A 13401-nucleotide genomic window follows, 5' to 3' on the forward strand; every position below is an offset into this window, starting at 1 on the left:
CTCGAACCATCAGGCTTTGTTTCGTGCTTGACTTCAGCACTACATCCACGCGAAATTAGAAGACCGACAATAGCAGCCCCAGCAAGCACAGCTGGCAATATAGCGCCATGTGTTTCTGCGAGTTCATCAGCTGTAATTTCCTGTAATGCCTTCGTGTGCTACTTGATCTGGACCCCCGGGGTGTGAAAAAAGAGGGGGTGCCATGCGGCAAGATCGTGAGCACCCCCTTTACCATCTTGACGCAGAGACCCTTCTCGTGGCTATCTACGTCTGGGTAGATGACGAACTGAAAGCCCTGCAGGCCCAAGGATTCAAGCTCCCCCCAAAGCAAAAGCACCAGAAGGCCACCCTGGCCGAGCTCTTGACCCTCGCCATCTTCGTCCTGTTGCAAGGCCAGGACCTCGCCAAAGGCTACCTGGCCGCCAAGACCACCCTCAAGGCCTACTTCCCCTCCCTCCCCCACCTCTCCCGCTTCTACCGGGTCCTTCAGAAGGCTCAGGGGTTGTTGGCTCACCTGGCCATAAGGCTCTCCGGAGGGCAAGGTCTTCTGCAGGTGGTGGACCTCAAACCCATCCCCCTGGCCCACGGCCACCGGATTCACGGCTTGGACCTTCCTGAGGCCGCTGTGGGGGTGGGCCCCCTGGGGGCTTTCGCGGGCTACGTTCTCATGCCGGTGATGAACGAGCGCGGCCTCTTTTTTCGTTGGGCTATCCTCCCCGGGAATGCCCGGGAGACCTGGGGGAGGGACCTGCTGGACGGTCTGCCCGCGGTCTTGGGGGACCGGGGCTTTCGCTGGGTCCAGGGGGTCAAGACGCCACCCTATCGGGTCAGGGGAGGAACGGTGGTGGAGACGGGATGGAAAGAGTGGATGGGGAGGGTACGGAACTGGATTGAGACGCGGTTTAGCGTGATGGTGCGGTCTTTGGGGCTTCATCGGATAGAAGCGCGGTCCTACTGGGGGCTGGTGGCCCGGGTGAATCTCATCCTGCTCGTTCACAACCTCATACGTAGCCGGGTGCTTCTCAGGATGGCCGGGGTGGAGCTATGAGGTAGCACACGAAGGAATGAAACGTTCCTACCCTGACTGTGCAGGGCGTAGGAGACCAAGTACCCCTGAGCCAGGGATTGGGCAGGTAAGACCGCCACCAGGGCCAGGGCCATCAGGACCATGAGCACCTTGCGCATCCTTTACCTCCTCGCTGTAGGGAGTGTCCCTACACCTCAAGGGGTACCATGCCCCCCCCCCTTGCTGTCAAGGTTCTGTGGGCTTGCCTAGTAAATTGCCTTGTACCCCGGAGGGGGCGGGAGAAGGGAGAGAAGAACCCTAAGGCCGTAGGCGATGAGCTCCAAAAGCGCCCGCGCCATGGCCGTCCAAGGCTTCCGCTCCCAAAGGTATCCCCCACCCAGCCGCGTCTTCATCCCCCCAAACACCCCCTCCACTACCCCGCGAAACCGGTACACCTCGGGGTCCCACCCCTCCCGCGCCCGCACCCGCGCCTCCTCCCTGGCCTCGCCCCCGCCCCGAAGCCGGATCACCGGCCGCACCCCCGCCTCCCCCAAAACCCCCCACACCTCCTTCCCGTCAAACCCCGCGTCCGCCAAAAGCCACCCCCGGGAAGGAGGAAACCGCTTCAAGATGTTCTCCTGACGGAGAAGCAACAGCACCTCCCCCCCAAGCCGGGGGTCCGGGGCGTAGCCCTCCCCCACCACTCCACCCCAGGGCCACAAGAGCCGCCTCTCCCTATCCCACCGCATCAGGGCCAGAAGCCGCGCGTGCCCCCGCACCCGCCGCACCTCCTTCCCCCGGCGGAAGCGGAGAAGCCGGCCCTTGCTCCGGTAGGCCAGCCCCGTGGTGTCCATGAGGTAGAGAGGGGGAAAGCGCCGCCAGGTGTGCCGGCGCCTCGTCCGAAGCCGCTTCGCCTTCCGGCGAGGACTCCGGGGCGAGATGGGCCTCCAGTTCCCGGGCAAGCCTCTCCAGGAGGGCCTCAAGGAGTTTGGGGTCCAGGTGGTGCACGGCGTAGCGGGCCAGGGACTGGTGGGAAGGGAAGGGGCCTTCCATGAGGTCCTGGAGTGAGGCCTCCGTCTCGCGGTAGGTGAGGCGGAAGAAGGCGCGGAAGAGAAGGAGGGCCAGGTAAAGGGCGTGGTCGTAGCGCCAGGGGCGGCCCCGCTTGCCCTTGGGGGTGGGAGGGGCCACCTCCCGGGCCAGGCGCAGGCAGTGTTCCAGGACCTCCTTGGGGCTTGCCTCCCGGCGAACGAAGCCGCGCTTGCCCATCAGGAGGGAGATATACACCCGTCCTCCTGACCTTTGCAAGGCAAGCCCAGGAAACTTTTATTCGGTCATCCTCCATTCTTATGCACAAGCTCCCGGTAGGCGGGCACCCCCGGCATCCCCTCCGCCAAGAGCACCCCCCGGGCGATGGCCCGGGAAAGCGCGTCGGCGACGTAGGCCCCAAGGCGCAAGAGGAGGAGGGGCTCCACCCCCCCTCCCTCCCCCAGGGCCAGGGCGAAGACCAGGTCCCCGTCCAAAGGGGTGTGGGCGGGGCGGAGGGCCCGGGCGAGGCCGTCTTGGGCCATGATGGCGAGCCTTTTGGCCTGGGCCTTGGTGAGGGGGGCGTCCGTGGCCACCACCGCCAGGGTGGTGTGCTGGCCGAGGAGGAAGGGAAAGCGGTAGTCCTCGAGGCCTCCCCGGTAGCGGGAGAGGTCGGGGAGAAGCGCCCGCTCCTCCGGGGCGAGGAGGCCCTCGGCGTAGAGCCTCCCCGTGAGGGGGTCAAAGGGGCGGCCGAGGCTGTTCACCGCGGCGAGGGCCACCACCCTAAACCCCTCCTCCAGGAGGTAGCCCGCAAGGCCAAACCCCCCCTTCACCCCGCCCGCCACGGCCCCCGTGCCCGCCCCCACGCTCCCCTCGGCCACCCCGCCCCCTGCGGCCAAGCAGGCCCCATACCCCGCCTCCGCCCCCGGGGGGCGGAAGACCTCCCCCCGCCCCAGGTCGTAAAGCACCGCGGCGGGCACGATGGGCACCACCCCTGCGGGCGTGGGGAAGCCCTTTCCCCGCTCCCGGAGGTAGCGCACCACCCCGTCCGCGGCGGCGAGGCCCAAGGCGCTTCCCCCGGTGAGGAGGACCGCCTGGACCCGCTCCACGGTGTTCTCGGGGGCGAGGAGGTCCGTCTCTCGGGTGCCGGGGGCCGCCCCCCGCACGTCCACCGCCGCCACCGCCCCCTCCTCCACCAGGACCACGGTGCACCCGGTGCGGGCCTCCCGGTCCGTGAAGTGGCCCACCCGAAGCCCGGGAAGGAGGGCCCTTTCCCCCCAAAGCGCTTCCGCCATGCGCCCAGTATGGGGTAGGCTAAGGGCCAGAGCAAGGAGGCGCCATGTGGGAATACCTCATCCACGGCGAACCCACGCCTAAGCTCAAGCCTTTTTTGGAGGGCGTCGGCAAGGCCCTCGAGGCCCAAGGCTTCCGCCATAACCCCGAGTCCGAAGCCCCGAACCTCGTCCTCAACGCCATCACCCCGGAAAACCCCAAACCCTACCGCCGCAAGGCCCAGGCCACCTTCGTGGCCTCGGTCCTGGAGCTTCCCGAGTTCCCCCAAGACCCCTTGCGGGAGCTTTACCCCTACCTGGTCCGGGCGCTCTCCAACGTCCTTTTGGCCTACGTGCCGGGCCAGGGCGTCAAGTTCCTCACCCTGGAGCTCGGCCACTACGGGGAGCCCGAGGGGGAGGGGTTCTACGAGCGGGTGGCGGCCCGCCTAAGGCCCATCGCCTGCAGCCGCCTCGTCATCAACAACATCTTTGAGCCGGACCTCGAGCCCGAGCTCTGGCAGGGGGACGAGCTCACGGAGAGCATGTACCGGGCGGGGAAGAAGCTCAAGGAGTGGGACCTCCTCCCCGCCCCCTTCCCCATTGAGGAGATCCTCTCCCCCGAGGACCTGAGGCACGTGAAGAGGCTCTACGGGATCGGGGGGCTCTCCTACGGCAACCTCTCCGTGCGCAAAGACGAGAAGCGCTTCTGGATGTCGGCAAGCGGGGTGGACAAGGCGAACCTCCGGGAGATCGGCCGGGACATCCTCATGGTCAAGGACTACGACCCCAAGAGGAACGCCATCCTCCTCTCCGTCCCCCCCCACGTGGAGCCGAGGCGGGTGAGCGTGGACGCCATTGAGCACTGGATGATCTACCGGGAGCACCCCGAGGTGGGGGCCATCCTCCACGTACACGCCTGGATGGAGGGCGTGCCCGCCACCCCCTTCAACTACCCCTGCGGCACGTATGAACTCGCCCAGGCGGTGGCGGAGAAGGTGCGCCAAGCCCCCGACCCCGCCCGGGCCGTGGTGGGCCTTAAGAACCACGGCCTCACCATCACCGGAAGGAGCCTGGACGAGATCCTGGAGCGCATAGAGGGCAAGCTCATCCGCACCGTGCCCATGGCATGAAGGCCCTCCTCTACACCCCCTCCCTGCCCCGCTTCTTCGGGGCAAGGCTTCTCGGCAAACGCTTTCCCAAGAGGCTCCTCCCCCTCAGGCTCGCCGAGGTCCACCTCCCCGAACGGGAAGGCTTCCTACGGGTCCGGGTGCGCCTAAGCGGGGTCTGCGGCTCGGACCTCGCCCTCCTCTACGGGAAAAGCCCCCCCTCCCTAAGCCCCTTCTTCTCCTTCCCCGCGGTGCTGGGCCACGAGATCCTGGGGGAGGTGGAGGGGGCGCTGGTGGCGGTGAACCCCCTCCTCGCCTGCGCCGACCGGGGGCTTCCCCCCTGCCCCAGGTGCCGGGAAGGGGAGGAGGGGCTTTGCCAGAACGTGGCCGAGGGCCCCTTGGCCCCGGGGATGCTGGGCTACAACCGGGACCTCCCCGGGGGATGGGGGGAGTGGGTCCTGGCCCGGCCCGAAAGGCTCTACCCCATCCCCCCAGGCGTCCCCGAGGAAAGGGCCGTCTTCGCCGAGCCCCTGGCGGTGGTCCTAAGGGGCCTGAAGAAGCTCAGGCCCTGGCCCGAGGAGGTCTTGGTCCTGGGGATGGGCACCATCGGCCTCCTGGCGGTGAGGCTCCTCAGGGCCTTGGGCTACGGGGGAAGGCTTTTCGCCGTGGCCAAGTACCCCCACCAGGCGGAACGGGCCAAGGCCTTCGGGGCGGACGGGGTCTACGGGAGCGCCAAGGAGGCCCTTTGGGCGCGGGCCCGAAGCTACCGCTACCTCCTCTTTGAGGGCCATAGGGGCGGGTACGAGGCGGTGGTGGAGGCCTCGGGAAGCGGCCGGGGCTTCCGGGAGGCCCTCGCCCTCGCCCGGGAAGGGGGGAAGGTGCTCCTCTTGGGGGCACCGGGGCTTGAGCTGGTGGACCTCTCCCCCTTCTGGTTCAAGGAGGTGGCCCTTTGGGGAAGCTACACCTACACCCGGGAGGAGTTCCGGGAGGCGGTGGGGCTTCTCCCGGAGCTAGAGGGCCTGGAAAGCCTGGTGGGGGGCGTCTTCCCCCTGGAGGCCTGGCCCGAGGCCCTGGGGGCGAAGGGGAAGGCCCTCTTCCGGCCCAAAGGGTAGGATGGAGGGCATGAAGGGCGCCGTCCTCATCACGGGAGCAAGCCGCGGCATCGGCGAGGCCACCGCCCGCCTCCTCCACGCCAAGGGGTACCGGGTGGGCCTCATGGCCCGGGACGAAAAGAGGCTCGAGGCCCTCGCCGCCGAGCTGGAGGGGGCCCTACCCCTTCCCGGGGACGTCCGGGAGGAGGGGGACTGGGCCCGGGCCGTGGCCGCCATGGAGGAGGCCTTCGGGGAGCTCAGCGCCCTGGTGAACAACGCCGGGGTCGGGGTGATGAAGCCCGTCCACGAGCTCACCCTGGAGGAGTGGCGGCTCGTGCTGGACACCAACCTCACGGGGGCCTTCCTCGGCATCCGCCACGCCGTCCCCGCCCTCCTGCGCCGGGGCGGGGGCACCATCGTCAACGTGGGGAGCCTCGCGGGGAAGAACCCCTTCAAGGGCGGGGCCGCCTACAACGCCAGCAAGTTCGGCCTTTTGGGCCTCGCCGGGGCCGCCATGCTGGACCTCCGGGAGGCGAACATCCGGGTGGTGAACGTCCTCCCGGGCTCTGTGGACACCGGCTTCGCCGGGAACGCCCCGGGCCAGGCCTGGAAGCTTAAGCCCGAGGACGTGGCCCAGGCGGTCCTCTTCGCCCTGGAGATGCCCGGGCACGCCATGGCGAGCGAGATTGAGCTCCGGCCCACCCGGCCCCCGTCCGGCCCGCGGTAAGGTGGAGGCATGGTGCCGCCCAAGCTCAAGCAGGCCCTGGAGCTTTTCAAAAGCCTTCCCAAGGAGCTCCGCTCCCAGGTGCTCCTGGAGTACGCGGCCAAGGTCCCCCCGCCCCCGCCCGGGGTGGAGCTGGAGAGGGTCCACGAGTGCCAGACGCCCTTCTTCGTCCACGCCGACGTGGAGGGGGGGAAGGTGCGCCTCTACTTCCACGTCCCCGACGAGGCCCCCACGGTCAAGGCCTTCGCCGGCCTTCTCCGGGAGGGCCTCGAGGGGGAAAGCCCCGAGGCCGTCCTGGAGGTGCCCCCGGGCTTCTACCGGGGCTACGGCCTGGAGGAGTTCTTCACCCCCTTGCGCCTGCGGGGCCTGGAGGCGGCCCTCCTCCGGCTCCAGGCCCAGGTGCGCAAGGCCTTGACCTCCTAGGCCGGAAGGGCTACACTTGGGGCTAACCGCGCCGGGGCGCGGCGAAAACCAGCCCGTTCTCTTATCCAGAGCGGTGGAGGGTACGGCCCTGTGAAGCCGCGGCAACCTCCCGCCCCTTCCGTTGCATGGCCGGATGCGGGCGGGGCTGGTGCCAACGCCGGCCCGGGCGGGGGAAACGCCCGGGGACGATAAGAGAGGGGGGTAAGCGCCACGCCCAACCCCTTCTTGGCGAGAGAACGGACGCCGGGAAGGGGCTTTTTTTGGCCCCTTCAAGGTTACGCCCCCGCGTGACCCAAATGCCCCTGGCCGGGACTTTGGAAAGGAGGCCAAGGATGAGGTTTGATAAGAAATCCCCCTGATCCATTCCCTCAGCATCCTCCCGGCCACCAGTGAAAGAGGGTATGGCTCCGAATCAGGCCCGGCTGGGTCTGCAGGTAGGCGCACCGGGCCTCCACCCTCGCCCAAAGCTCCTCCTCCGTCTCCACCCGCCCGTTGGCCACCACCGCGTCCACCAGAGGCCACACCCGCTCCACGGGTTGGAGCTCGGGAGAGTAGGGCGGCAGGAAGACCAAACCCACCCCCTCCGGCACCTCCACCCGCCCCGACACGTGCCACCCCGCCCGGTCCAAGACCAAAAGCAAAAGCTTCCCCTCCCCAGCCCCACGCAACCGGGCAAAGCGCCTTAGCACCTCCGAGAAGACCACAGCGTTCACCGTGGGCAAAAGCCAAAACTCGCTCTCCCCTGTACCCGGACGCACGAAGCCGTACACGTAAAGCCACCGGTACCGCGGCCGCACCCAGGCCAGGGGCGTCTTCCCCCGGGGCGCCCACACCCGCCGGTACACGGGCTTCAGGCCCAACCTGTGTTCGTCAAAAGCCCAAAGCTCCAGGACAAGCCAGGGGAAGAGGCACTTCAGGAGGACAACGGTGAAGAAGAGTTTTTTTTGAAGGCCTCCCCCTCTTCCACGTCCCTCTCCCGGTGCCGGGGACGGGGGCGGAGGGGGGCGAAGCCCAGGCGCTTCATCCAGGTCCAGGCCCGCCTGGGGTCCACGGGACGGCCCAGCCTCTCCGAGAGCCACAGGGCGGCGTTCCTTATCGTCCATATCCCGTCCTGGGGATGGGGCTGGAGGAGGGCCTGGCGGAAGGCTTCCTGAAGCTCCGGGGAGAGCAAGGGGGGCTGGCCTGGGTTTTGGTGCCGGAGGTCGGCCATGGGCTGGCCTTCGTTGTAGCGGTGGAGGGTGTTGCGGACCCAGCGGGTGGAGTAGCCCAGGGTCTGGGCCACCTGGGGGATGGAGTGGCCTGTGGCGAGGAGCCAGATGGCGTGCCAGCGGGCGCGTTCCACGGGGTCTTCGCTTTCCCGGTAGAGGGCGTGCAGGTTGTCCGGGTGATGCCGCAGCTTGAGTTCCAGCCGGGGGCGGCGTTGGTGTTTGGTCAGCCGCATGACCCCATACTAAGAGAAAAACCCAGGGGGAGTTCTTATGAGACCTTGCAGCTCCACGCCGGTTACGAGCCCGAGCCCACCACCCTAAGCCGCCAGGTCCCCATCTACCCCACCACGAGCTACGTCTTCAAAAGCCCCGAGCACGCCGCCAACCTCTTCGCCCTCAAGGAGTTCGGGAACATCTACTCCCGCATCATGAACCCCACGGTGGACGTGCTGGAGAAACGCCTCGCCGCCCTGGAAGGGGGAAAGGCGGCCCTGGCCACCGCAAGCGGCCACGCCGCCCAGTTCCTGGCCCTCACCACCTTGGCCCAGGCGGGGGACAACCTCGTCTCCACCCCCAACCTCTACGGGGGCACCTTCAACCAGTTCAAGGTGACCCTGAAAAGGCTCGGCATAGAGGTGCGCTTCACCTCCCGCGAGGAGCGCCCCGAGGAGTTTTTGGCCCTCACCGACGAGAGAACCCGGGCCTGGTGGGTGGAGTCCATCGGGAACCCCGCCCTCAACATCCCCGACCTCGAGGCCTTAGCCCAGGCCGCCCGGGAGAAGGGGGTAGCCCTCATCGTGGACAACACCTTCGGCATGGGGGGCTATCTCCTGAGGCCTTTGGCGTGGGGGGCGGCCCTGGTCACCCACTCCCTCACCAAGTGGGTGGGGGGGCACGGGGCGGTGATCGCCGGGGCCATCGTGGACGGGGGGAACTTCCCCTGGGACAACGGCCGCTACCCCCTCCTCACGGAGCCCCAGCCCGGCTACCACGGCCTGAGGCTCACCGAGGCCTTCGGGGAGCTCGCCTTCATCGTCAAGGCCCGGGTGGACGGCCTCCGCGACCAGGGGCAGGCCCTGGGGCCCTTTGAGGCCTGGGTGGTCCTCCTCGGCATGGAGACCCTCTCCCTAAGGGCCGAGCGCCACGTGGAAAACACCCTGCACCTCGCCCACTGGCTTCTGGAACAGCCCCAGGTGGCCTGGGTGAACTACCCGGGGCTTCCCCACCACCCCCACCACGACCGGGCCCAGAAGTACTTCAAGGGGAAGCCCGGGGCCGTCCTCACCTTCGGCCTGAAGGGGGGGTACGAGGCGGCGAAGCGCTTCATCTCCCGGCTCAGGCTCATCTCCCACCTGGCGAACGTGGGGGACACCCGCACCCTCGCCATCCACCCCGCCTCCACCACCCACTCCCAGCTCTCCCCGGAGGAGCAGGCCCAGGCTGGGGTCTCGCCGGAGATGGTGCGGCTTAGCGTGGGCCTGGAGCACGTGGAGGACCTGAAGGCCGAGCTCAAGGAGGCGTTGGCATGAGCGAGATCGCCCTCGAGGCCTGGGGGGAGCACGAGGCCCTCCTCCTCAAGCCCCCCCGCTCCCCCCTCTCCATCCCCCCGCCTAAGCCCCGCACCGCCGTCCTCTTTCCCAGGCGGGAGGGGTTCTACACGGAGCTCGGGGGGTACCTCCCCGAGGTGCGCCTCCGCTTTGAGACCTACGGGACCCTCTCCCGCAGGCGGGATAACGCCGTCCTCGTCTTCCACGCCCTCACGGGGAGCGCCCACCTGGCGGGAACCTACGACGAGGAAACCTTTAAGCGCCTCTCCCCTCTGGAGAGGGCCTTCGGCCGGGAAGGGTGGTGGGACAGCCTGGTGGGCCCCGGGCGGATCCTGGACCCCGCCCTCTACTACGTGGTCTCCGCCAACCACCTGGGAAGCTGCTACGGCTCCACCGGCCCCCTCTCCCTAGACCCCCGCACGGGCCGCCCCTACGGGAGGGACTTCCCTCCCCTCACCATCCGCGACCTGGCCCGGGCCCAGGCGAGGCTTCTGGACCACCTGGGGGTGGAGAAGGCCGTGGTCATCGGGGGAAGCCTCGGGGGGATGGTGGCCCTGGAGTTCGCCCTGATGTACCCGGAGAGGGTGAAGAAGCTCGTGGTCCTAGCGGCCCCCGCGCGGCACGGCCCCTGGGCTCGGGCCTTCAACCACCTCTCCCGCCAGGCCATCCTCCAAGACCCCGAGTACCAGAAGGGCAACCCCGCCCCCAGGGGCCTCGCCCTCGCCCGGGGGATCGCCATGATGAGCTACCGAGCCCCCGAGGGGTTTGAGGCCCGCTGGGGCGGGGAGCCGGAGCTTGGGGAAACCTACCTGGACTACCAGGGGGAGAAGTTCCTCCGGCGCTTCCACGCGGAAAGCTACCTCGTCCTCTCCCGGGCCATGGACACCCACGACGTGGGCCGGGGCCGGGGCGGGGTGGAAGAGGCCCTGAAGCGCCTCCGCGGCATCCCCTCCCTCTTCGTGGGCATTGACACCGACCTCCTCTACCCCGCCTGGGAGGTGCGGCAGGCCGCCCGTTTGGCGGGGGCCCGCTACCGGGAGATCAAAAGCCCTCACGGGCACGACGCCTTCCTCATAGAAACCGACCAGGTGGAGGAGATCCTGGACGCCTTCCTCCCGTAGACTGGGGCCGTGGCGGAGATCCGCGTGGGCACGGCCAGCTGGACCGACCCCACCCTCCTCGCCTCCGGCTGGTACCCCCCTGGGGTGAGGAACCATCCGGAGAAGCGCCTCCGCTACTACGCCCAGCACTTTGACACCGTGGAGGTGGACAGCACCTTCTACGCCCTGCCCCGCCTCGAGGTGGTGGAGAAGTGGGCGGAAAGGACCCCCGAAGGCTTCCTCTTCCACGTCAAGGCCTTCTCCGCCTTCACCGGGCACGGGCTGGAGGCGGACGCCCTCCCCAAGGACCTCAAGGCCCTCCTGCCCCGCCAGGAGGGGCACCTGGCCCAGCGGGAGGTGCCGGAAGAGGTGGTGGAGGAGGCCTGGCGGCGCTTCTTCGGGGCGCTAAGGCCCCTGGAAATGGCGGGAAAGCTTGGCTACCTCCACTTCGGCCTTCCCCCCTGGACCGAGCCCAAGCCCAGGAGCTTCCGCTACCTGGAGCGCCTGGCAGAAAGGACCCAGGGGTACCTGGTGGCGGTGGAGTTCCGCAACCCCAAGTGGTACACCGCCTGGGGCTTCGTGAAGCGGGAGCTAAAGCGGCTTGGCCTCGTCCACGTGAGCGTGGACGCCCCGCCCCACCCCGAGGCCCCGCCCAGGGTCTTAGAGCCCACCCACCCCGTGGCCGTCCTCCGCTGCCACGGGAGGAACGCCGAGGCCTGGAAGGGCCCCCACACGAAACCCTACGAGCGCTTCAACTGGCGCTACTCCGAGGAGGAGCTTCGGGACCTGGCGGAGGCCACCCACACCCTGGCCGCGCAGGCGGAAAGGGTCTTCGTCATCTTCAACAACAACTACGGCACCCAAGGGGTGGAGGCCGCTTTGGGACTCAAGCGCCTTCTGGGTCTTGGGAAGCCTCCCTGGACCGAAGGGCCGTTTTATTAGACCAAGTACAGGACATTTGTCCTCTGAACCACTGCTTAGACTTCTTTATCGTATGGAGCTGGGTTTGCTTTCGGAAAAAGGAAACTTTTCCAGGGAAAATGATCCCTTTATCTGGGATCCAATGAAGGAAAGTCTAGAAGGGGCTTGCAAGCGGCTTCTCGCCCTTTACGACCGCGTTCTTCTTTTGATGACCCGCCCCCCCTTCGGCGCCCACCTGGCCCTGGCGGAAGCCCTTCGGGAACGGTACCCAGGACGCCTCCTCCTCCACGCCACCCCCCTCTTCGGCCCGGGGCTCCAGGCCCTGCACGAACGGGCCGAGGAACTCCTCGGCAAGGCGGAGCCGGAAGACGTGCTCGCCGAGCTACGGCGAATGGAACGGGAAGGCCGCCTATACCTGGCCTCCGCCGATCCCGAGGCCCTAGGACGCCAAGGCTGGCTTCCCCCGGGAGGAAAGTTGGTCATGCGCCTGGGCTTCCACGCCCTCTTCGCCCTAGAAGGCGAGCGCTTCCGCCTACCCCCCTTGCCCGTGCCGGAAGGCCAGGTTCCCGCCGCCTTCGCGGAGTTCTGGGGGCGGGCCTTCGCCGGAAGACCCGTCCGGGCCTACCTCAATCTGGGCAAGGCCACACCCCCCTCCTGGCGAAGGGCCTTGGAGGAGGGACTCAAGGCCCACCTTGCCCTGCAGAAGGCGCGCCTCTCTCCCATGCCCCAGGACCTACAGGAACGGATCGGGGCGAAGAGCCTCCTGGGGTTCGCCTATCCGCTTTAGGGGAGAAGGTCCAAAAGCCCCCCGTAGAGGGTGAAGGCCTTGAGCTCGTCCACCTCCTCCCCGTTCCACACGAAGGCCACGCAGTAGCGGCTTTCGCCGCGGGAAAGGCCGTGAACCAGGCTCAGCACCCCGGGCCTAAAGCCCCCCTTGTAGGCCACCCGGTCCCAGCGGAAGGCGGCCACCCCGGGGTTGATGCCCATGAGGGGAAGGTCGGCCACCTTCCCCATCCAGCGGCAGAGCTCCCTCGGGGTAAAGCGCCAGTCCGCCTCGGGCGGCCAGTCCCCTGGGTCTAAAGGCAGGTCCGTCACCGAGGGCAGGCCCCGGGCCCTCAGGGCCTCCAGGGCCTGGCGCTTGGCCTCCAGGTCCCCGTCCCGGAAGGCCGCCAAGAGGTCCCGGTTGCCCCGGGCGGCGAGGCCGAAGGCCTCCCCGGTGGTGAGGAAGGGGCGGTTGCGGGGGGAGAGGGCCTCGAGGCGCTCCCGCCCGAGGAGGGCGATGAGGGCGTCCGTGGCGGTGTTGTCGGAGAGGGAGATCATGAGGGCCGCCAGGGTGTGGAGGGTCAAGGGGCTTCCTTCCGGCCAGCCCTGGAGCAAACCGGAAGGCAGGCTCTTCCAAGCCTCCTCCAGGCGGACCACCTCGTCCCACGCCCGCCTCCCCGCCTCCACCTCCTCGCGCAAGGCGGCGAGGACCAAGAGCTTGAAGGCCGAGGCCACGGCCAAAGGCGTGTCCTCCTCCAGGGCCAAGACGGGCCTCCCGTCCTGCTCCACCCATAGCCCCACCCGTCCCGGGAGGGCCCGGAAGGCCTCCAGGGCCTCCTCGAGGCTTCCCAGCTTGGCCACGGGGGGCTCAAAGAAGAGGCCCGCGATGCGCCCCTCCCGGTCCAGGCCGATGCGGGCGGGCACGTACCCCCGCTCAAGCTCCAAGAGGTACCTCCCCGGCTCCAGGAGCTGCGCCCCTTTGAGTTCTCCCAGGTTGGCCTTCAGCTGGGCCACGATGACCGCCACCTGGGCCGCGGGCACCTGGGCCAGGAAGCCCGGAGCGAAGGCCTCCTCGCGGACCCCCTCCGTGAAGAGGCGAAAGAGCACCACCGCCCCCTGTTCCAGCCTCCCCCCCATGGGGTCCCCAAGCCCCTCCGCCCCGCCGAACCCGCCCAGGAGGGCGAGAAACCCACAAAAAAGCTGTTTAATCCTCATGGCT

Annotated in this window: 14 protein-coding genes and 1 riboswitch; of the genes, 9 read left to right on the plus strand and 5 right to left on the minus strand. The window is 68.4% G+C overall.

The annotated features are described in order from the left end of the window. Positions 1-202: 202 nt before the first annotated feature. Positions 203-1048: a transposase gene (locus TthTMY_RS07115; RefSeq protein WP_096410485.1), complete on the plus strand. Its 846-nt coding sequence runs from the start codon at positions 203-205 to the stop codon at positions 1046-1048. A gap of 224 nt (positions 1049-1272) precedes the next feature. Here TthTMY_RS07115 and TthTMY_RS07120 read toward each other — a convergent pair whose 3' ends face one another. After that, positions 1273-1989 (minus strand): transposase, encoded by a 717-nt coding sequence (locus tag TthTMY_RS07120; protein ID WP_096410773.1) that lies wholly within the window; start codon positions 1987-1989, stop codon positions 1273-1275. Positions 1990-2337: 348 nt separating this feature from the next. Next, positions 2338-3324, minus strand: coding sequence for a P1 family peptidase (locus tag TthTMY_RS07125; RefSeq protein ID WP_096410774.1), 987 nt, complete (start codon positions 3322-3324; stop codon positions 2338-2340). Between the two features lie 44 nt (positions 3325-3368). Here TthTMY_RS07125 and TthTMY_RS07130 point away from each other — a divergent pair, with 44 nt between their 5' ends. From TthTMY_RS07130 to TthTMY_RS07145, 4 genes are read left to right on the plus strand one after another with little or no spacing between them, the layout of a single operon-like run. Continuing rightward, positions 3369-4430 (plus strand): class II aldolase/adducin family protein, encoded by a 1062-nt coding sequence (locus tag TthTMY_RS07130; RefSeq protein WP_223903124.1) that lies wholly within the window; start codon positions 3369-3371, stop codon positions 4428-4430. Further along, positions 4427-5518 (plus strand): zinc-dependent alcohol dehydrogenase, encoded by a 1092-nt coding sequence (locus TthTMY_RS07135; protein WP_223903125.1) that lies wholly within the window; start codon positions 4427-4429, stop codon positions 5516-5518. Before TthTMY_RS07130 ends, TthTMY_RS07135 begins: the two co-directional genes overlap by 4 nt. A gap of 1 nt (position 5519) precedes the next feature. After that, positions 5520-6224 (plus strand): SDR family oxidoreductase, encoded by a 705-nt coding sequence (locus tag TthTMY_RS07140; RefSeq protein WP_096410775.1) that lies wholly within the window; start codon positions 5520-5522, stop codon positions 6222-6224. Positions 6225-6233: 9 nt separating this feature from the next. Further along, positions 6234-6644, plus strand: coding sequence for a SufE family protein (locus TthTMY_RS07145; protein WP_008632164.1), 411 nt, complete (start codon positions 6234-6236; stop codon positions 6642-6644). Positions 6645-6702: 58 nt separating this feature from the next. Beyond that, positions 6703-6839, plus strand: a riboswitch (SAM riboswitch). 173 nt (positions 6840-7012) lie between these two features. On the opposite strand, the gene TthTMY_RS07150 is transcribed toward TthTMY_RS07145, so the two are convergent. Beyond that, positions 7013-7489, minus strand: coding sequence for an IS630 family transposase (locus TthTMY_RS07150; protein ID WP_229365135.1), 477 nt, complete (start codon positions 7487-7489; stop codon positions 7013-7015). Positions 7490-7557: 68 nt separating this feature from the next. After that, positions 7558-8085: a winged helix-turn-helix domain-containing protein gene (locus TthTMY_RS07155; RefSeq protein ID WP_223903126.1), complete on the minus strand. Its 528-nt coding sequence runs from the start codon at positions 8083-8085 to the stop codon at positions 7558-7560. A gap of 6 nt (positions 8086-8091) precedes the next feature. On the opposite strand from TthTMY_RS07155, the gene TthTMY_RS07160 reads away from it, so the two are divergent. The 4 genes from TthTMY_RS07160 to TthTMY_RS07175 all read left to right on the plus strand — a co-directional run bounded on the left by TthTMY_RS07160 (position 8092) and on the right by TthTMY_RS07175 (position 12207). Further along, positions 8092-9381 (plus strand): O-acetylhomoserine aminocarboxypropyltransferase/cysteine synthase family protein, encoded by a 1290-nt coding sequence (locus TthTMY_RS07160; protein ID WP_096412948.1) that lies wholly within the window; start codon positions 8092-8094, stop codon positions 9379-9381. Next, positions 9378-10520, plus strand: a complete 1143-nt coding sequence (gene metX, locus TthTMY_RS07165; RefSeq protein WP_096410776.1) for a homoserine O-acetyltransferase MetX — start codon at positions 9378-9380, stop codon at positions 10518-10520. The genes TthTMY_RS07160 and metX overlap by 4 nt, the downstream gene beginning before the upstream one ends. A 9-nt stretch (positions 10521-10529) precedes the next feature. Continuing rightward, positions 10530-11441: a DUF72 domain-containing protein gene (locus TthTMY_RS07170; RefSeq protein WP_096410777.1), complete on the plus strand. Its 912-nt coding sequence runs from the start codon at positions 10530-10532 to the stop codon at positions 11439-11441. 121 nt (positions 11442-11562) lie between these two features. Beyond that, the gene (locus TthTMY_RS07175) at positions 11563-12207 is read left to right on the plus strand and encodes a hypothetical protein (protein ID WP_223903127.1); all 645 of its coding nucleotides are present in this window, start codon (positions 11563-11565) and stop codon (positions 12205-12207) included. On the opposite strand, the gene TthTMY_RS07180 is transcribed toward TthTMY_RS07175, so the two are convergent. After that, positions 12204-13397, minus strand: a complete 1194-nt coding sequence (locus TthTMY_RS07180; protein ID WP_096410778.1) for a serine hydrolase — start codon at positions 13395-13397, stop codon at positions 12204-12206. The two genes, TthTMY_RS07175 and TthTMY_RS07180, sit on opposite strands and share 4 nt — an antisense overlap. Positions 13398-13401 lie beyond the last annotated feature (4 nt).

Source organism: Thermus thermophilus (assembly GCF_019974155.1).
In the GTDB taxonomy this organism is placed as follows: Bacteria; Deinococcota; Deinococci; order Deinococcales; family Thermaceae; genus Thermus; species Thermus thermophilus_C.